This window comes from Mycobacterium sp. E3198, from assembly GCF_001667015.1.
Lineage (GTDB): Bacteria > Actinomycetota > Actinomycetes > Mycobacteriales > Mycobacteriaceae > Mycobacterium.
In genome coordinates, this window is the sequence record NZ_LZIS01000180.1 from 1 (window position 1) to 19879 (window position 19879).

The 19879-nt window shown below is 68.7% G+C and carries 14 protein-coding genes and 1 pseudogene; 11 read left to right on the forward strand and 4 right to left on the reverse strand.

The features are described 5' to 3' along the window. Window positions 1–127: 127 nt before the first annotated feature. Window positions 128–445, reverse strand: coding sequence for a chorismate mutase (locus tag A5673_RS19525; protein WP_082958843.1), 318 nt, complete (start codon window positions 443–445; stop codon window positions 128–130). Between the two features lie 417 nt (window positions 446–862). Here A5673_RS19525 and A5673_RS19530 point away from each other — a divergent pair, with 417 nt between their 5' ends. Together A5673_RS19530 and pcrA are read left to right on the forward strand one after the other, a co-directional pair. Continuing rightward, entirely contained in the window at window positions 863–2881 is a 2019-nt protein-coding gene (locus A5673_RS19530) for a PPE family protein (RefSeq protein WP_068236034.1), read from the forward strand. Between the two features lie 66 nt (window positions 2882–2947). Continuing rightward, entirely contained in the window at window positions 2948–5275 is a 2328-nt protein-coding gene (gene pcrA, locus A5673_RS19535; protein ID WP_068236037.1) for a DNA helicase PcrA, read from the forward strand. An 82-nt stretch (window positions 5276–5357) separates the two neighbouring features. Here pcrA and A5673_RS19540 read toward each other — a convergent pair whose 3' ends face one another. Next, the gene (locus tag A5673_RS19540; protein WP_197518428.1) at window positions 5358–5942 is read right to left on the reverse strand and encodes a hypothetical protein; all 585 of its coding nucleotides are present in this window, start codon (window positions 5940–5942) and stop codon (window positions 5358–5360) included. A gap of 1 nt (window position 5943) precedes the next feature. Then, complete coding sequence (locus A5673_RS19545) at window positions 5944–7050, reverse strand: M23 family metallopeptidase (RefSeq protein ID WP_068236062.1); 1107 nt, start codon at window positions 7048–7050, stop codon at window positions 5944–5946. Window positions 7051–7337: 287 nt separating this feature from the next. Between A5673_RS19545 and sucC the strand changes: the two genes are divergently transcribed. The 3 genes from sucC (at window position 7338) to A5673_RS19560 (ending at window position 11016) form a co-directional block, all read left to right on the forward strand. Beyond that, entirely contained in the window at window positions 7338–8501 is a 1164-nt protein-coding gene (gene sucC / locus A5673_RS19550) for an ADP-forming succinate--CoA ligase subunit beta (protein WP_068236039.1), read from the forward strand. Between the two features lie 17 nt (window positions 8502–8518). Then, window positions 8519–9421, forward strand: coding sequence for a succinate--CoA ligase subunit alpha (gene sucD, locus A5673_RS19555; protein WP_068236041.1), 903 nt, complete (start codon window positions 8519–8521; stop codon window positions 9419–9421). Window positions 9422–9486: 65 nt separating this feature from the next. Beyond that, window positions 9487–11016, forward strand: coding sequence for an acetyl-CoA acetyltransferase (locus tag A5673_RS19560; RefSeq protein ID WP_068236043.1), 1530 nt, complete (start codon window positions 9487–9489; stop codon window positions 11014–11016). A gap of 11 nt (window positions 11017–11027) precedes the next feature. Here A5673_RS19560 and A5673_RS19565 read toward each other — a convergent pair whose 3' ends face one another. Then, complete coding sequence (locus A5673_RS19565) at window positions 11028–11876, reverse strand: LLM class F420-dependent oxidoreductase (RefSeq protein ID WP_068236048.1); 849 nt, start codon at window positions 11874–11876, stop codon at window positions 11028–11030. A 188-nt stretch (window positions 11877–12064) separates the two neighbouring features. Here A5673_RS19565 and A5673_RS19570 point away from each other — a divergent pair, with 188 nt between their 5' ends. The 6 genes and pseudogenes from A5673_RS19570 to A5673_RS19595 all read left to right on the forward strand — a co-directional run. Beyond that, window positions 12065–12994, forward strand: coding sequence for a DUF5336 domain-containing protein (locus A5673_RS19570; RefSeq protein WP_068236051.1), 930 nt, complete (start codon window positions 12065–12067; stop codon window positions 12992–12994). 39 nt (window positions 12995–13033) lie between these two features. Beyond that, window positions 13034–14189, forward strand: a pseudogene (locus A5673_RS19575) (DUF6350 family protein); the annotation flags it as partial. A gap of 217 nt (window positions 14190–14406) precedes the next feature. Next, window positions 14407–15036 (forward strand): phosphoribosylglycinamide formyltransferase, encoded by a 630-nt coding sequence (gene purN / locus A5673_RS19580; protein ID WP_068236054.1) that lies wholly within the window; start codon window positions 14407–14409, stop codon window positions 15034–15036. After that, the gene (gene purH / locus A5673_RS19585) at window positions 15033–16601 is read left to right on the forward strand and encodes a bifunctional phosphoribosylaminoimidazolecarboxamide formyltransferase/IMP cyclohydrolase (RefSeq protein WP_068236057.1); all 1569 of its coding nucleotides are present in this window, start codon (window positions 15033–15035) and stop codon (window positions 16599–16601) included. Before purN ends, purH begins: the two co-directional genes overlap by 4 nt. Window positions 16602–16642: 41 nt before the next feature. After that, on the forward strand, window positions 16643–18028 hold the full coding sequence (locus A5673_RS19590; protein WP_068236058.1) for a sigma 54-interacting transcriptional regulator: 1386 nt from the start codon (window positions 16643–16645) through the stop codon (window positions 18026–18028). Further along, a partial coding sequence (locus tag A5673_RS19595; RefSeq protein WP_068236060.1) for a VWA domain-containing protein occupies window positions 18021–19879 on the forward strand: 1859 nt, incomplete at its 3' end. The genes A5673_RS19590 and A5673_RS19595, both read left to right, overlap by 8 nt.

Genomic DNA, 19879 nt, shown 5'->3' on the forward strand with positions numbered 1-19879 from the left:
CATCGACCCTATGAGCCAGACACCAGGTGATCAGGATCCAACCACCGCAACAAGCGGCAACCTCACCCTGACACTGACTCGACCCTAGTGCGGGCTCAGGTGACCGAGCCAGGCCGGTGCGCCGCCCTCAGTGGCCGAGCCGGCCGCGGCCCAGCCGCAGCAGCAGCATCGCCAGGTCCTTGCCGTCGGGACCGAGCTCGCTGTAGCGCTCGATGACCTTCATCTCGCGGCTGTGCACCAGCCGGGTGCCGCCGGACGCCATGCGCACCTTGCCGATCGCCTGCGACACCTCCGCGCGGCGCTTCACCGCGGCGAGGATTTCGGCGTCCAATCGGTCGATCTCTTGGCGCAACTGCTCGATGTCGGTGGCCTCTGGGGACTCGACCATCTCGATGTTCATCTCTGTCAACTCCGCGTTCTCTTGATGTGGGGGGTCTGGTCTCATCCGTTATCGGGCCTCACAAAAGAGACGAGCCCCGAATCCGGAAGCGGACCACGGGGCTCTGCGAAGGCAGCTAGACCACGGGCACCGCTGGCCGGTACCCGTAGAAAAATCGGCTGACCCACTCTCGGGCCCACTCATGGGCCGGGAGCTGCCGATGGCACTGCGCGTTGAGCACCCACCGAGTGTGCCACTAAGCGGCGCGACCACGCAAAAAAATGACGCGTACGCCCTGGCCGGCGCCCCCGGGCGCCCAGCACGTCGGAAACCGGGCGGCACCGGTGAATACCGTGGAAAAGGTGTGCTTTCAGGAATGGATTTTTTTGTCCGGAAACCCAACCCCTGCGAAATCCACGCAATGCGCTCTTTTCGAAAGTAGGCTGCATTCGATTCGGGCACCTCGGGAAAGGATTCCGGGACATGAATTTCCTTGTCTTTCCGCCGGAGCTCAACTCGTTGCTGATGTTCAGCGGAGCGGGCTCCGCCCCGATGCTGCAAGCGGCGGCGGCCTGGGATGGCCTGGCCGCCGAACTGGGTTCGGCCGCATCGTCGTTTTCCTCGGTGACGTCGGAGCTGGCCGGTCAGGCCTGGCAGGGTGCGGCGTCCCGGACCATGTCGGCCGCGGCGACTCCCTACTCGGGCTGGTTGATCGCTGCGGCGGCCCATGCGTCGGGTGCGGCCGGACAAGCCCGCGCGGTGGCGGGCGCATTCGAATCGGCGCTGGCGGCGACGGTGCACCCGGTCGAGGTGGCGGTCAACCGCAACCAGTTCGTGCAGCTGGTCGTCTCAAACCTGTTCGGGCAGAACGCCCCCGCGATCGCGGCCGCGGAATCCGACTACGAACAGATGTGGGCCCAGGACGTCAGCGCGATGGTCGGCTATCACGCCGGCGCGTCGGAGGCGGCGGCGGCCCTGACGCCGTTGGATCAACTGCTGCAGAACCTTCCGGGCGCGCTCGGCCAGCTCACGCCGTCGGGCAACATCGGCGCCGCGAACCTGGGCCTGGGCAACACCGGCAGCGCGAACGTCGGCAGCGGCAACACCGGCAACGCCAACCTGGGCAACGGCAACATCGGCAATCTCAACTTCGGCGACGGAAACCAGGGGCCCTCCTCGACCCAGGCCGGCATCCTCAACGTGGGCAGCGGAAATATCGGCAGCTTCAACGTGGGTGGCGGAAATATCGGCAGCTCCAACCTGGGCAGCGGAAACCACGGCAGCGCCAACATCGGCAGCGGAAACTTTGGCAGCGGCAACGTGGGCGGCGGAAACAGCGGCGCCACAAACTTCGGCAGCGGAAATACCGGCAACAATAACGTCGGCAGCGGCAACGACGGCAACACCAACTACGGCTTCGGAAACCTGGGGAACAACAACCTCGGCAGCGGCAACAACGGCAGCTCCAATGTCGGCATCGGAAATCTGGGCAACAGCAATATCGGCGCCGGCAATCGCGGCAACTTCGACCTCGGCTTCGGAAATACCGGCAACAACGACTTCGGCATCGGGCTCACCGGTGACAACCAGGTGGGCATCAATCTCAACGGGCTCAACGGCGGCACCGGGAACATCGGCCTGTTCAACTCGGGCAACAACAACGTCGGCTTCTTCAACTCCGGCAACGGGAACTGGGGCATCGGAAACTCCGGCAACTTCAACACCGGCTTCGCCAATTCCGGCGGCACCAACACGGGCCTGTGGAACTCGGGCAGCCTGAACACGGGCTTCTGGAACTCGGCCGGCACCGATACGGGCTTCGGCAACTCGGGCGTGGGAGACGTGGGATTCTTCAACGGCGGGCACGACGACTTCGGCGTCGGCAACGCCGGGTCCCTCTCGATGGGCGCCTTCAACGCGGGCAACGGCAATGTGGGCTTCGCCAACGCCGGCGTCGGCAATGTCGGCTTCGGCAACTCCGGCATGCACAACACGGGCTTCGGCAACGCGGGCGCCACGAACACGGGCTTTTGGAATTCGGGCGACATCAACACGGGCGCCGGGAATTCGGGGATCACCGACACCGGCTTCGGCAGCGCGATCGACACCGGCGCCGCAAACTCCGGCTTCGGCAACACCGGCTCGGGGAACTCGGGGTTCAACAACAACGGCACGGCCAACTCCGGTTTCGGAAACATCGGCTCCAACGACGAGGGCTATGGAAACGTCGGCCAGCACGACACGGGCATCCAAAACACACACAACGGCAATACCGGCGTCTTCAACACGGGCACGAACGGCGTGGGCATCGCCACCGCGGGCAACCTCAACATCGGCTACGGCAACACCGGCCCCGCCGGAAACGCAGGCTTCCTGAACTCGGGCAGCAGTAACTCGGGAATCGGCAACACCGGCAACAGCAACTCCGGCATTGACAACTCGGGCACGCACAGCTCGGGCGCCAACAACACGGGCACCCAGCAATCGGGCTTCGGGCACTAACAACTAGCCGCCTGCCTACCCCGCGTCCCGCCCGGCGTCGGAGGTCGGCGGTAAGTTTGGTCAGACATGAGTGTGCACGTGACCGGTAGTACTGAAGCCAAGTCCACCCCCGAGGCAGACCAGCTGCTCGACGGGCTCAACCCGCAACAACGGCAGGCGGTGGTGCATCAGGGCTCGCCGCTGCTGATCGTCGCGGGCGCGGGCTCGGGTAAGACGGCGGTGCTGACGCGGCGCATCGCCTACCTGATCGCGGCGCGGGGCGTCGGGGTGGGGCAGATCCTGGCCATCACCTTCACCAATAAGGCCGCCGCGGAGATGCGCGAACGCGTGGTGCGGCTGGTCGGCAACCGCGCCCGCGCCATGTGGGTCTCCACGTTCCACTCGACCTGCGTGCGCATCCTGCGCAACCAGGCTTCGCTGATCGACGGGCTCAATTCCAACTTCTCGATCTACGACGCCGACGATTCGCGGCGGCTGCTGCAAATGATCGGTCGCGACATGGGGCTGGACATCAAGCGCTTCTCGCCGCGCCTGCTGGCCAACGCCATCTCCAACCTGAAGAACGAACTGATCGACCCCGACGAGGCGGTGGCCAGGCTGTCGGACGACTCCGACGAGCTGAGCCGCACGGTGGCCTCCGTCTACGGCGAATACCAGCGGCGGCTGCGGACGGCCAACGCCTTGGACTTCGACGACCTGATCGGGGAGACCGTCGCGGTGCTGCGGGCCTTCCCGCAGATCGCCCAGTACTACCGGCGGCGCTTCCGGCACGTGCTGGTCGACGAGTACCAGGACACCAACCACGCCCAGTACGTGCTGGTGCGGGAACTGGTCGGGCACGACGGCTCGGAGGAGGACGTGCCACCGGCGGAACTGTGCGTGGTCGGCGATGCCGATCAATCGATCTATGCGTTCCGCGGCGCCACCATCCGCAACATCGAGGACTTCGAGCGCGACTATCCCGACGCGAGAACCATTCTGCTGGAACAGAACTACCGCTCCACACAAAACATCCTGTCGGCGGCCAACTCGGTGATCGCCCGCAACACCGGACGCCGGGACAAGCGCCTGTGGACCGACGCCGGCGCCGGCGAGCTGATCGTCGGCTATGTCGCCGACAACGAGCACGACGAGGCCAGGTTCGTGGCCGAGGAGATCGACGCGCTCGCCGAGCGGGGCGAGATCACCTACAACGACGTCGCCGTGTTCTATCGCACCAACAACTCGTCACGGTCGCTGGAAGAGGTCTTCATCCGCGCCGGCATCCCTTACAAAGTCGTTGGCGGAGTGCGCTTCTACGAGCGCAAGGAGATCCGCGACATCGTCGCCTATCTACGGGTGCTGGACAATCCCGGTGACGCGGTCAGCATGCGGCGCATCCTCAACACACCGCGCCGGGGCATCGGGGACCGCGCCGAGGCGTGCGTGGCGGTGTACGCCGAGAACACCGGCGCCAGCTTCGCCGACGCGCTGGTGGCCGCCGCCGAGGGCAAGGTGCCGATGCTGAATACCCGTGCGGAGAAGGCGATCGCCGGCTTCGTGGAGCTGCTGGACGACCTGAGGGGCCACCTCGACGACGACCTCGGGGAATTGGTCGAGTTGGTGCTCGAACGCAGCGGCTACCGCGGCGAGCTGGAGTCTTCCACCGATCCGCAGGAGCTGGCCAGGCTGGACAACCTGAACGAATTGGTCAGCGTCGCACACGAATTCAGCATCGACCAAGCCAATGCGGCCGCGCTGGAGACTCCCGAGGACGAGGACGTGCCCGACACCGGTGTCCTGGCCGCGTTCCTCGAGCGGGTGTCGCTGGTCGCCGACGCCGACGAAATCCCCGAGCACGGAGCCGGTTTGGTCACGCTGATGACGCTGCACACCGCGAAGGGGCTGGAGTTCCCGGTGGTTTTCGTGACCGGCTGGGAGGACGGGATGTTCCCCCATATGCGGTCGCTGGACGACCCGACCGAACTGTCCGAAGAGCGGCGGCTGGCCTACGTCGGCATCACTCGGGCCCGGCAGCGGCTGTACGTCAGCCGCGCCATCGTGCGGTCGTCCTGGGGGCAACCGATGCTCAACCCGGAATCGCGCTTCCTGCAGGAGATTCCGCAGGAACTCATCGACTGGCGACGCAGCGCGCCGCCGCCATCGTCGTTCAGCGCCCCGGTGAGCGGCGCCGGACGGTTCGGCGCGCCGCGCCCGTCGCCGACCCGGTCGGGCACCGCCAAGCGCCCGCTACTGGTGCTGCAGCCCGGCGACCGGGTGACGCACGACAAGTACGGGTTGGGCCGTGTCGAGGAGGTGTCCGGGGTCGGCGAATCGGCCATGTCGCTGATCGACTTCGGCAGCTCGGGCCGGGTGAAGCTGATGCACAACCACGCCCCCGTCAGCAAGCTGTGACGCGCCGAGCGTGACAGCAGGGCGAGGTTTTCGCCAATTCTCCGCCGCCAGAACACGTTCGGCGCGCAGGTAGCAAAGAAATTCAGTCGGCCTGCAGCCAACGTTTGGTTTGCGGGTGAAACGCCAGCGCCACGCTGGCGACCGGCAGCAGCCACAGGGTGTAGACGATCCACGCCACCCGCGCGCCGGCGATAAATACGCCGCCGTAGGTCAGCACCGCCACCACCGCGCCGGCCGCGATGAGGTAACGGCCGAGCGGCCGATGCTGCAGCAGCATGATCACCCCGGAGACCGTGGTGATCGCGAACACCAGCGCGAGGAAGGCCACCGCGATGCAGAACAGGCGGTCGGTCCGCCACCACCCCGCGATCAGGTCGGTGGCCACCACCGACGTCGCCCACCCGCTGACGATGGTGACGGCGCTGGCGGCGACGGCGGTCCGGCCGCTGGGTTCGTGGCCCGGCAGACCCGCGAGTCCGCGCCGGCCCGCGGGCGGGGCGCCCTGATCGGCAGCGGACTGCCGGGGCAGCTGCGTCGTCGCGGACTCCGGAACTACGGGCATCGGCCCGGTCGGCGCCCGCCGGATGATCCGCGTCTGCGATTCCGAGGGCGGTGCGGCGGCCTCGGGCGTGGGCGCAGGGGAAGGGGGGTCGTTCGGCGCGGTCACCTCAGCCAGCGTAGTTGCCGACGTTAAGTCCCCGCTTAGCGAGCCATGGGACTGGGTCGATCCGTTCGGTGCCGCCCTGGAGCACCTCGAAGTGCAGGTGGGGTCCGGTGGAATTGCCGCGGTTGCCCATGGTGGCGATCTGGTCGCCGGCCATCACGCGCTGACCGACGCTGACCAACGTCGTGTTGACGTGGCCGTAGAGCGTGACGGTGCCGTCGGCGTGGCGGAGCTTGACCAGCGCCCCGTACCCGGCGGCGGGTCCGGAGTCGATGACGACGCCGTCGGACACGGCATAGATCGGCGTTCCGATCGAGTTGGCGAGGTCGATGCCCGCGTGCAGCACGCCCCAGCGGTACCCGAAGTTGGAGGTGAAGATCCCCTTCGTCGGCATGACATAGAGCGGCTGCTGCAGGCGGGCCTCGCGCTGGGCGCGATCGTTGGCGAAGGCCACGCCCTTGGCGAGCTCCTCGTTGTGCACCGCGGCGTTCGCCGCCGGCTGGACCGCCACCACCTGGGCGCCGCGGATCGTGTTGCTGGCCGCCCCGCCGGACAGCGCCGACGCATTGGCGGTCAGCACGGCCTCCGTCTTGGGCGTATCGGCGTGGCTGGTCGCCGTGTGGGCCGCGGCGGCCGCCGCTCCGGCGGCCATCGCCGAGATCAGCAGGCGCCCCCGGGCCGCGCTGGTCGGCTGCTTACGGTGCTGCCCGCCGCGGCGGATGACGGGAATGACGTCGGTGATGTCCGAGTAGTTGCGACGACGCGCTTCGGTGGCGGCCGTGCTGGGCTGGAACCGCGCCGGGACCGGCACGGCCGCCGGGGCGGCCAGCAGCAGCGGGCCCAGATCGTCCGTGTCGTGCAGGTCGTCGAGCTCGGGAGCGAGCAGCACGCGGGCTTCGTTGTCGAAGGCCGAGTCGTTGCTGAAGTCCAGATCATCGAGATCCGACGACTCGTCGACGAAATCCAGGTCGCCGAAGTCGAACCCGTCGAGGGGCAGGATTTCGGTGACTTCGTTGCGGTGAGCTTCCGTCCACCGGCCGCCTGCTGCGCGACCTACCCTCACTACGCCTGATGTTTCGGCTGAAGGACGAGTCAAACGGTGCTGGGACAAGCTGAAATGTCCTCGTATCGTGACCATAACGTTATCTGGACCCTAGGAAGGTATCCGCTAACCGACGGGGCTGGCAACCTCGGGCCAAGAACCCAACCAATATTGTGATTCCCGTCACTTTTGCGGGGTGCCGGTATGCGGTGAGCTGCGCCACATCGGTGGACGCGACGGTAGCAGCCGTTCGACGGGTGGATACAGTGCCACCGTGCGAGTCGCCGATTCCGGCTGTCCCCAACGCGGGGCCCACGTACAGGCCTAGCAGCAAGTCGAGCGAAGACAGTGAGCCCATGGACCTTTTCGAGTATCAAGCAAAAGAATTGTTCGCCAAGCACAACGTACCGAGCACGCCGGGCCGGGTGACCGACACCGCCGAGGGGGCTCGGGCCATCGCCGAGGAGATCGGCCGCCCCGTCATGGTGAAGGCCCAGGTCAAGGTCGGGGGCCGCGGCAAGGCCGGCGGCGTCAAGTACGCCGCGACGCCCGACGACGCCTACGGGCACGCCAAGAACATCCTCGGCCTCGACATCAAGGGCCACGTCGTGAAGAAGCTGCTGGTCGCCGAGGCCAGCGACATCGCCGAGGAGTACTACATCTCCTTCCTGCTCGACCGCGCCAACCGCACCTACCTGGCGATGTGCTCGGTCGAGGGCGGCATGGAGATCGAAGAGGTGGCCGCCACCAAGCCCGACCGGCTCGCCAAGGTCCCCGTCAGCGCCGTCAAGGGCGTCGACGAGGCGACCGCGCGGTCCATCGCCGAGCAGGGCCACCTGCCGGCCGAGGTGCTCGACGCCGCCGCGGTCACCATCGCCAAGCTGTGGGAGCTCTTCGTCGCCGAGGACGCGACGCTGGTGGAGGTCAACCCGCTGGTGCGCACCCCCGACGACCGCATCCTGGCGCTGGACGGCAAGGTCACGCTCGACGCCAACGCCGATTTCCGCCACCCCGACCACACCGAGTTCGAGGACCGCGACGCCACCGATCCGCTGGAGCTCAAGGCCAAGGAACACCACCTCAACTACGTGAAGCTCGACGGCGCCGTCGGCATCATCGGCAACGGCGCGGGCCTGGTGATGTCGACCCTCGACGTCGTCGCCTACGCGGGGGAGAAGCACGGCGGAGTCAAGCCGGCCAACTTCCTCGACATCGGCGGCGGCGCCTCGGCCGAGGTGATGGCCGCCGGGCTGGACGTGGTCCTGGGTGACCAGCAGGTCAAAAGCGTGTTCGTCAACGTCTTCGGCGGCATCACCTCGTGCGACGCGGTGGCCACCGGCATCGTCAAGGCGCTGGAAATCCTCGGCGACGAGGCCAACAAGCCGCTGGTGGTGCGCCTCGACGGCAACAACGTCGAAGAGGGCCGTCGCATCCTCACCGAAGCCAACCACCCGTTGGTGACGCTGGTGCCCACGATGGACGAGGCCGCCGACAAGGCCGCCGAGCTGGCGAGCGCCTGAGAAAGGGACTCTTTGAAATGTCGATCTTTCTGAACAAGGACAACAAGGTCATCGTCCAGGGCATCACCGGCAGCGAGGCCACCGTCCATACCGCGCGAATGCTCAAGGCGGGCACCCAGATCGTCGGCGGCGTGAACGCACGCAAGGCGGGCACCACCGTCACGCACGAGGACAAGGGCGGCCGGATCGTCAAGCTGCCGGTGTTCGGCGGCGTCGCGGAGGCGATGGAAAAGACCGGCGCCGACGTGTCGATCATCTTCGTGCCGCCGAAGTTCGCCAAGGACGCCGTCATCGAGGCCGTCGACGCCGAAATTCCGCTGCTGGTCGTCATCACTGAGGGAATCCCGGTGCAGGACAGCGCATTTGCGTGGGCCTACAACATCGAGAAGGGCGGCAAGACCCGCATCATCGGGCCGAACTGCCCCGGCATCATCACCCCGGGCGAGGCGCTGGTGGGCATCACCCCCGCCAACATCACCGGCGCGGGCCCCGTCGGGCTGGTCTCCAAGTCGGGGACGCTGACCTACCAAATGATGTACGAGCTGCGCGATTTCGGGTTCTCGACGTCGATCGGCATCGGTGGGGACCCGGTGATCGGCACCACCCACATCGACGCCATCGAGGCCTTCGAGAAGGACCCCGACACCAAGGTCATCGTGATGATCGGCGAGATCGGCGGCGACGCCGAGGAGCGCGCCGCCGACTACATCAAGGCCCATGTCTCCAAGCCGGTCGTCGGTTACGTGGCGGGATTCACCGCCCCGGAGGGCAAGACGATGGGCCACGCGGGTGCCATCGTGTCCGGCTCGTCGGGCACCGCTGCCGCCAAGAAGGAGGCCCTGGAGGCGGCCGGCGTCAAGGTGGGCAAGACCCCGTCGGAGACCGCGGCGCTGGCCCGGGAGATTCTCAAGTCGCTGTAGCGGCTGCCGGCCGTTGACGGACCCCGCTGACGGGGCGCAGTTCCGCTGCGGTAGATAGTTGAGCTATGAATCTTGACGCGCGCACGCCCGTCGTCGTCGGTGTCGGGCAGGCCGCCGAGCGCATCGACGACCCCACCTACCGGGCGATGTCGCCCGTGGAATTGGCCGCCGCGGCCGCCTCGGCCGCCCTGGCCGACTGCGGTGCCGACGTCGCGTCGGTGGCCGCGGCGGTCGACACCGTGGCCGGCGTCAGGCAATTCGAGATCTCCGGGCCGGTCGCGTCGGCCGTGCTGGGCCGGTCGAACAACTACCCGCGCTCGGTGGCCAAGCGGGTGGGGGCCGAACCCACGCGCGCGATCCTCGAGATCGTCGGGGGCCAGGGGCCGCAGCATTTGATCAGCGAGCTGGCGGCGGAGATCGCCGCCGGCCGGTCGCGGGCGGCGCTGATCTTCGGCTCCGACGCGACCTCGACGCTGCGCTACTTCGCGAGCGCCGAACACAAGCCGGACTTCACCGAGACCGTCGAGGGGGACCTGGAGGACCGCGGTCACGGCATCGAGAAGCTCATCTCGCGCTACACGGTCATCCACGGCCTGACCAGCGCGCCGATCCAGTACGGGCTGCTGGAAAACGCGCGGCGCGCCGGGACCGGGCTGGGCCCTGCGGAGTATCGGCGGTCGATGGCCGAGCTGTTCGCGCCCTTCACCAAGATCGCCGCCAGCAACCCGTTCGCCGCGGCGCCCGTCGAGCGCACCGTCGACGAACTGATCACCGTGACCGAGGCCAACCGGATGATCGCGGAGCCCTACCCGCGGCTGATGGTCGCGCGCGATCAGGTCAACCAGGGTGCGGCCGCGCTGCTGATGTCGGTCGAGGCGGCGCGGTCGCTGGGGGTGCCGGAGGAGAACTGGGTGTACCTCCATGGGCACGTCGACCTGGAGGAGCAGTCGCTGCTGGAGCGCCCGGATCTCGGGCACTCCCCGTCGGCCGTCCTGGCGGTGCGCGAGGCGCTGGGCATGGCCGGCGTCGGTGTCGACGACGTCGCCACCTTCGACCTCTACAGCTGCTTTCCGGTGCCGGTGTTCAACATCTGCGACGGCTTGGGGATCGCGCCCGACGACCCGCGCGGCCTGACGTTGACCGGTGGCCTGCCGTTCTTCGGCGGGGCCGGCAACAACTACTCCATGCACGCGGTGGCCGAGACGGTCGCCCAAATGCGAAGCATGCCGGGGCAATTCGGCCTCGTCGGGGCCAACGGTGGCATCCTGAGCAAGTACTCGGTCGGGGTTTACTCCACCGCGCCGGCGGACTGGAAGCCGGATCGCAACGCGGAGTTGCAAGCCCGGGTCGCCGGGTGGCCGACCCAGGCCGTGACCGAGACCGCCGACGGCCGAGGGACCGTCGAGACGTACACGGTTCGGCGCGACGACGGGCGTCCGACCGGCATCGTCATCGGCAGGCTCGACGACGGCGGCCGGTTCCTGTCGACCACCGAAGACGAGGAACTGATCGCGCTGCTGATCGACGGCGACCCGCTCGGGCGCACGGTCCGGGTGCGCTCCTTCGACTACGGCAATCGCTGCTTCGTCGACTGAGCTGCTCGCGGTTAAACCAGGGCGGCCAGCTTGCCGGCCAGCCGTTCGACGTAGGCGGCGACTTCGTCCTCGGGGCGGTCCGGCAGCCCGAACAGCACTTCGGTCACGCCGAGTTCGGCCCAGCGGGCCAGCTTCTCCGGGATGGGCTTGAAGTCCAGCGCGACGATCTGCGGAGCCCCGTCGCGGCCGGCGGCCGCCCAGGTGTCCTGCAGCAACTTGACCGGCTCGTCGATGTCGAAGTCGCGCGGGGTGGTGATCCAGCCGTCGGCGCTGCGGGCGATCCACTTGAAGTTCTTCTCGTTGCCGGCCGCGCCGACGAGCACCGGAATGTGTGATTGCACCGGCTTCGGCCAGGCCCAGCTGGGCCCGAACTTGACGAACTCGCCGTCGTACGCGGCTTCTTCTTCCGTCCACAGCGCCCGCATGGCCTCGATGTACTCACGCAACATGGTCCGGCGCCGCCCGGGCGGCACCCCGTGGTCGGCCAGCTCGTCGGTGTTCCACCCGAAGCCGACGCCGAGGCTCACCCGGCCACCGGACAGGTGGTCAAGCGTGGCAATGCTTTTCGCCAGCGTGATCGGGTCGTGCTCGACGGGCAGCGCCACCGCCGTCGACAGGCGCACCCGCGACGTGACGGCGCATGCGGCGCCCAGACTGACCCATGGGTCCAGCGTGCGCATGTAGCGATCGTCGGGCAGCGAGGCGTCGCCGGTCGTGGGATGGGCGGCCTCCCGCTTGACCGGAATGTGGGTGTGTTCTGGCACGTAGAACGTCTGAAAACCGTGGTCGTCGGCGAGCTTGGCCGCTGTCGCCGGAGAGATGCCGCGGTCGCTGGTGAAAAGCACGAGGCCGTAATCCATGCTCAGAATTAGAACGTGTTCTACCTCTGCTCGGCAAGCGGGTGCCCTCGGCGCTGGTCGCGCCGACAGGCCGGTGGCTCCGGCACGGCCGCCCGAAGGTGCGCTAGCGTGGTTGGTCGATCGCGCCGCAACGCGACATGGGGGAAGGTGTTCCGCTGTGGCGCCGCTCAGAAGCAACAGGAGGAGTCATGACCTACTCGCCCGGTGGTCCCGGATACCAACCCGCGCAGCCCGGCGGCTCCTACCCAGGCGCCACACCGTCCTTCGCCAAGACCGACGACGGCGAAAGCAAGCTTCCGCTGGCGTTGAGCGTCGCCGTCGTGGTCCTCGGCATCGCGGTCTATCTGCTGAATTTCGGGCCTACCTTCGTCATCGGCGCCGACCTCGGCCCCGGCGGCGGACGGGCGGGCGACGCCGGCACCGCGGTCATCGTCGCGCTGCTGGCCGCCCTGCTGGCGGCGATCGGCTTGCTGCCCAAGGCCAAGAGTTATGTGGGAATCGTCGCGGTGATCGCCGTTTTGGGCGCGCTGCTGGCCATTACCGAGACCGTCAACACCCCGGCCGGGTTCGGCATCGGTTGGGCGATGTGGCCGCTGGTCGGATGCAGCATCATTCAGGCCTTCGCCGCCGTCGGCGCGTTGCTGCTGGACGCCGGAGTCATCACGGCCCCCGCGCCGCGGCCCAAGTACGACCCGTACGCGCAATACGGCCAGTACGGGCAGTACGGCCAATACGGACAGTACGGCCAGCAGCCGTCGTACTACGGCCAGCCGAGCGCCCAGCAGCACGCCGGCCACCAGCCCCACCAGCAGGAGACGCCGCAGCCTTCCGCATACGGCTCGCAGTACGGCGCTTATCCCCAGAGCCAGGCCCCGACGCAGGCCGCGATCCCCACGTCGACCGGGGGATTCGGCGCCCAGCCGCAGCAGCACGGGCCGTCGACGCCGCCCACCGGCTTCCCCAGCTTCAGCCCGCCGCCGTCCTCCGCCGCGGGCGGCACGGAGTCACAGGCCGGTTCGGGTCCGGTCGACCAGGCGAGCCAGACCGGCGGCCAGCCGGTCGCCGGCCAGGATCAGCAACAGTCGCCGTCATCGCCGTCTGGGCCGGCGCCCTCCTAAGCGTGCGCTCTCGCGCGTAGTCGGGCACGTGCGCCAAGAGTGAACAGGGTGTCGGCAAGCGAGGACGACCGGGCAGCTGGCGCTCGCCAGGCGCGCGACCTTGTCCGCGTGGCATTCGGCCCGGCCGTGGTGGCACTGGGCATCATCGCCGCGGTCACCCTGCTGCAGTTGCTGATCGCCAACAGCGACATGACCGGCGCGCTGGGCGCCATCGCCAGCATGTGGCTGGCGGTGCACCAGGTGCCGATTTCGATCGGCGGCCGCGAGCTGGGCGTGCTGCCGCTGCTGCCCGTCCTGCTGATGGTGTGGGGCACCGCGCGCAGCAGCGCCCGCGCCACCGCCGCGCAGTCGTCGTGGCTGGTGGTCCGCTGGGTGATCGCCTCGGCGCTGGGCGGCCCCCTGTTGCTGGCGGCGATCGCGCTGGCGGTGATTCACGACGCGTCGTCGGTGATCACCGAGCTGCAGACGCCCAGCGCCCTGCGCGCGTTCGCGAGCGTGCTGGTGGTGCACGCCATCGGCGCCGCGATCGGCGTGTGGTCCCGGGTGGGGCGGCGGGCGCTGGCGGCATCCCCGCTGCCCAATTGGCTCGGTGATTCGCTGCGCGCCGCGCTGGCCGGCGTGCTGGCGCTGGTCGGCCTCTCCGGGCTGGTGACCGCGGGGTCGCTGATCGTGCACTGGTCGACGATGCAGGAGCTTTACGGGATCACCGATTCGATCTTCGGCCAGTTCAGCCTCACGGTGCTGTCCGTGTTGTACGCGCCGAACGTCATGGTCGGCACGGCGGCGGTCGCCGTCGGATCCAGTGCGCACCTCGGTTTCGCGACGTTCAGTTCCTTCACCGTTTTCGGCGGCGACATCCCGGCGCTGCCGATCCTCGCCGCGGTCCCCACGCCGCCGCTGGGGCCGGTGTGGGTCGCGCTGCTCATCGTCGGTGCGTCGTCGGGCGTGGCGGTCGGGCAGCAGTGCGCCCGGCGAGCGCTGCCGCTGCTGCCGGCGACGGCCAAACTGCTGGTCGCCTCCGTTGTCGGTGCGCTGGCGATGTCGTTGCTCGCCTACGGCGGCAGCGGCCGGCTCGGCAATTTCGGCCACGTCGGTGTCGACCAGGGGACCTTGCTGGGCGGCGTGTTCTTCTGGTTCGCGGTTGTCGGCGGCGTGACGGTCGCGATGACCGGCGGGATCCGGCGCCGGCCGAGGCACCGCAAAGGCTCGGCCGCGGCGACCGACGAGCCGGCGGACTTTGCGGACGTCTTCGACGAGCCGGAGGACGAGCCCGAGGACGAGCGGCCGCCGGTACGCGAAGACGACGAGCCGCCGCCCGACTGATCGAGACTGCGCTGAGCGCGCGGACACGCCGGGCGATGTCGCGCTGGCCGCAGGCTCGGCGCGGCGGCCCCTCCGACTAGGCTCGCCGTGTGCCCGAACCCCTGCACGTGCCCCCGAGCGCGCCGGCGCGGGTGGTGGTGCTCGCCTCGGGCACCGGTTCGCTGCTCGGCTCGCTGGTCGAAGCGGCCGCCGGTGACTACCCGGCGCGAATAGTTGCCGTCGGCGTGGATCGCGAATGCCGGGCCCTCGCGGTGGCGGCGGCGGCGTCCTTGCCGGCGTACACCGTCCGCCTGGGCGATTACCCCGACCGCGCGGCCTGGGACCAGGCCATCACCGAAGCCACCGCCGCGCACTCGCCCGATCTCATCGTCTCCGCAGGATTTATGAAAATACTTGGACCGCAATTCCTTTCACGGTTCTGTGGACGCACCCTCAACACACACCCGGCGCTGCTGCCGGCGTTCGCGGGAGCGCATGCCGTCCCGGACGCGCTGGCTTACGGTGTGAAGGTCACCGGCTGTACGGTGCACCTGGTAGACGCCGGCATGGACACCGGGCCGATATTGGCGCAGGAGCCCATCCCGGTGCTCGACGGCGACACGGAAGAGACCCTGCATGAACGCATCAAGGTCGTCGAGCGGCGACTGTTGGTGGACGTGGTGGCCGCGATGGCGACGCGCGGCGTGACCTGGACCGGACGAAAGGCGACCATAGGATGAGCGACGAGTCAAGAAGGGCGATTCGCCGCGCGTTGATCAGCGTGTACGACAAGTCCGGGCTGATCGAACTCGCCCAGGGACTGGCCGCGGCGGGCGTGGAGATCGTGTCGACCGGCTCGACGGCGAAGACCATTGCCGACAAAGGGATTCCGGTCACCCGCGTCGAAGAATTGACCGGCTTCCCCGAGGTGCTCGACGGCCGGGTCAAGACGCTGCACCCGCGCGTGCACGCCGGCCTGCTGGCCGACCTACGCAAACCCGAGCACGAAGCGGCGCTCGAACAGCTCGGGATCGCGGCGTTCGAACTCGTCGTCGCCAACCTCTATCCGTTCAGCGAGACGGTCGATTCCGGCGCGGGCATCGACGAGTGCGTCGAACAGATCGACATCGGCGGACCCTCGATGGTCCGGGCCGCCGCGAAGAACCACCCCAGCGTGGCGGTGGTCACCGACCCGCTCGGCTATGACGGCGTGCTCGCCGCGGTGCGCGCCGGGGGATTTACCCTCGCCGAACGTAAACGGCTGGCCTCGTTGGCGTTTCAGCACACCGCGGACTACGACATCGCGGTCGCCGGCTGGATGGAGTCGACGCTGGCGCCCGAGCATCCGCCCACGAACTTCCCGCAGTGGTTGGCGGGCAGTTGGCGGCGCACGGCGATGCTGCGTTACGGCGAGAACCCGCACCAGCAGGCGGCGCTCTATGCCGATCCCGGCGCGTGGCCGGGCCTGGCGCAGGCCGAGCAGCTGCACGGAAAAGAGATGTCCTACAACAACTTCACCGATGCGGACGCGGCCTGGCGGGCCGCCTTCGATCACGAAGAGATCTGCGTGGCGATCATCAAGCACGCCAACCCCTGTGGGATCGCCATCTCGTCGGTCTCGGTCGCCGATGCGCACCGCAAGGCCCACGCGTGCGACCCGCTGAGCGCCTTCGGCGGGGTGATCGCGGCCAACACCGAGGTCAGTGTCGAGATGGCGGAGTACGTGAGCACCATCTTCACCGAGGTGATCGTCGCGCCCGCCTACGCGCCCGGCGCCGTCGACGCGTTGACGCGCAAGAAGAACATCCGGGTGCTGGTGGCCTCCGAGCCGCTGGCCGGCGGCACCGAGCTGCGCCCGGTCAGCGGCGGGCTGCTGGTGCAACAGCGCGACCAGCTCGACGCGCACGGCGACAACCCCGCGAACTGGACGCTGGCGACCGGGGAGCCGGCGGACCCGAACACGTTGACCGATCTGGTGTTTGCGTGGCGCGCCTGCCGCGCGGTCAAGTCGAACGCGATCGTGATCGCCGCCGATGGCGCGACCGTCGGCGTCGGGATGGGTCAGGTCAACCGGGTTGACGCCGCCCGGCTGGCCGTTGAACGAGGCGGCGACCGGGTCCGCGGCGCGGTCGCGGCCTCCGATGCGTTCTTCCCGTTCCCCGACGGGCTCGAGACGCTGACCGCCGCCGGGGTCAGGGCGGTGGTTCATCCGGGCGGATCGGTGCGCGACGACGAGGTGACCGCGGCGGCCGCGGGCGCCGGCGTCACCTTGTACCTCACCGGAGCCCGCCACTTCGCCCACTGAACGTTCGCCGAGTGGGCTGTGGAGGCAGCGCGTAGCGTGGAGTGGTGCTATCACCGAGCGATCTGCCCCGCACCGTCGGCGAGCTGCGTGCCTCCGGTCACCGCGAACGGGGAGTCAAACAAGAAATCCGGGAAAACCTGCTGACCGCGCTGGCCGAAGGCGACAACGTCTGGCCCGGGATCCTGGGTTTCGAGGACACCGTGTTGCCTCAGCTGGAGCGGGCGCTGATCGCGGGCCACGACTTCGTCCTGCTGGGTGAACGCGGCCAGGGCAAGACCCGGCTGCTGCGTGCGCTCACCGGGCTGCTCGACGAGTGGACCCCCGTGATCGACGGGGCCGAACTGGGCGAACACCCGTACACTCCGATCACGCCGGAGTCGATCCGCCGCGCCGCCACGCTGGGCGACGACATGCCGGTGGCGTGGCGGCACCGCAGCGAGCGCTACACCGAAAAGCTGGCCACCCCCGACACCAGCGTCGCCGACCTGGTCGGTGACATCGACCCGATCAAGGTCGCCGAGGGCCGCAGCCTCGGCGACCCGGAGACGATCGCCTACGGGCTGATCCCGCGCGCGCACCGTGGCATCGTCGCGGTCAACGAGCTGCCCGACCTCGCCGAGCGCATCCAGGTGTCGATGCTGAACGTCATGGAGGAGCGCGACATCCAGGTTCGTGGCTACACGCTGCGCCTGCCGCTGGACGTGTTGGTGGTCGCCAGCGCCAACCCTGAGGACTACACAAACCGGGGCCGCATCATCACGCCGCTGAAGGACCGGTTCGGCGCCGAGATCCGCACCCACTACCCACTGGAACTCGAGGCCGAGGTGGGGGTGATCGTGCAGGAAGCCCACCTGAGCGCCCAGGTGCCCGACTACCTGATGCAGGTGATCGCGCGGTTCGCCCGCTACCTGCGGGAGTCCAACTCGGTCGACCAACGCTCCGGGGTGTCGGCGCGGTTCGCGATCGCGGCCGCCGAGACCGTCGCCGCCGCCGCCCGCCACCGCGGCGCGGTGCTGGGCGAGACGGACCCGGTGGCCCGGGTGGTCGATCTGGACACGGTGATCGACGTCCTGCGCGGCAAGCTGGAATTCGAGTCCGGCGAGGAGGGCCGCGAGCAGGCGGTGCTGGAGCACCTGCTGCGGCGCGCGACGGCCGACACCGCGGCCAGAGTGCTCGGCGGAATCGACGTCGGCGCGCTGGTGGCCGCGGTGGAGGGCGGTTCGGCGGTCACGACGGGAGAGCGGGTGTCGGCCAAGGACGTGCTGGCCGCCGTGCCGAACCTGCCGGTCGTCGACAAGATCGCGGCCAAGCTGCACGCCGAGTCCGAGGGCGAACGCGCCGCGGCACTGGAGCTGGCGCTGGAGGCGCTGTATCTGGCCAAGCGGATTGACAAGGTGTCCGGGGAGGGCCAAACCGTCTATGGCTAGAGGCCATTCGTCGCGATACTCGGCGTACACCGGCGGGCCCGATCCGCTGGCCCCGCCGGTGGACCTGCGCGAGGCGCTCGAACAGATCGGTCAGGACGTGATGGCCGGCACCTCGCCGCGGCGCGCCCTGTCCGAATTGCTGCGCCGCGGGACCAAGAACATGCCGGGGGCCGACCGGCTGGCGGCCGAGGCGAACAAGCGCCGACGGGACCTGTTGCGCCGCAACAATTTGGACGGCACCCTGCAGGAGATCAAGAAGCTGCTCGACGAGGCGGTGCTCGCCGAGCGCAAGGAGTTGGCCCGCGCGCTGGACGACGACGCCCGCTTCGGCGAGTTGCAATTGGACGCGCTGCCGGCATCGCCGGCCAAGGCCGTCCAAGAGCTGTCCGACTACGACTGGCGCAGCGGGGAGGCCCGCCAAAAGTACGAGCAGATCAGGGATTTGCTCGGCCGCGAGATGCTGGACCAACGGTTCGCCGGGATGAAGCAGGCGCTTCAGGGCGCCACCGCCGAGGATCGTCAGCGCGTCAACGCGATGTTGGACGACCTCAACGAGTTGCTGGACAAGCACGCCCGCGGCCAGGACTCGCAGCAGGACTTCGAAGAATTCATGGACAAGCACGGCGAGTTCTTCCCGGAGAACCCGCGCAACGTCGAGGAGTTGCTCGACTCGCTGGCCAAGCGCGCCGCCGCGGCGCAACGCTTCCGCAACAGCCTGAGCCCCGATCAGCGCGCGGAGCTGGATGCCCTGGCGCAGCAGGCGTTTGGGTCACCGGCGCTGATGGAGGCGCTGGGGCGGCTCGATGCGCACCTGCAGGCCGCGCGGCCCGGCGAGGACTGGACCGGGTCCGAGCAATTTTCCGGAGACAACCCGTTCGGCATGGGCGAAGGCACCCAGGCGATCTCGGACATCGCCGAGCTGGAGCAGCTGGCCGAGCAGCTGTCGCAGAGCTACCCCGGCGCCACCATGGACGACATCGACCTCGATGCACTGGCACGCCAACTCGGCGACCAGGCGGCCATCGACGCCCGGACCCTCGCCGAACTGGAACGGGCGCTGGTCAATCAGGGCTTCCTGGACCGCGGCTCCGACGGCCAGTGGCGCCTGTCCCCGAAAGCGATGCGCAGGCTCGGCGAGACGGCGTTACGCGATGTGGTGCAACAGCTTTCCGGACGCCGCGGCGAGCGTGATCACCGGCGCGCCGGGGCCGCCGGCGAGCTGACCGGTGCGACCCGGCCCTGGCAGTTCGGCGACACCGAGCCGTGGAACATCTCCCGCACGCTGACCAACGCGGTGCTGCGGCAGTACGGAACGGCGACCATCGATGGGCCCCTCCGGATCACCGTCGACGATGTCGAGGTCTCCGAGACCGAGACGCGCACGCAGGCCGCCGTGGCGTTGCTGGTCGACACCTCGTTTTCGATGGTGATGGAGAATCGCTGGCTGCCGATGAAGCAGACGGCGCTTGCGCTCAACCACCTGGTGTGCACCCGCTTTCGTTCGGATGCGTTGCAGATCATCGCTTTTGGCCGCTATGCCCGGACCGTGACTGCGGCCGAGCTGACCGGCCTGGAGGGCGTCTACGAGCAGGGCACCAACCTGCATCACGCGCTGGCACTCGCGGGCCGCCACCTGCGCCGGCACCCCAATGCGCAGCCCGTCGTGTTGGTGGTGACCGACGGCGAGCCGACCGCGCACCTGGAGGACTTCGACGGGGATGGCTCCGCGGTGTTCTTCGATTACCCGCCGCACCCGCGGACCATCGCCCACACCGTGCGCGGATTCGACGACATGGCAAGGCTCGGCGCGCAGGTGACGATCTTCCGGTTGGGCGACGACCCGGGCCTGGC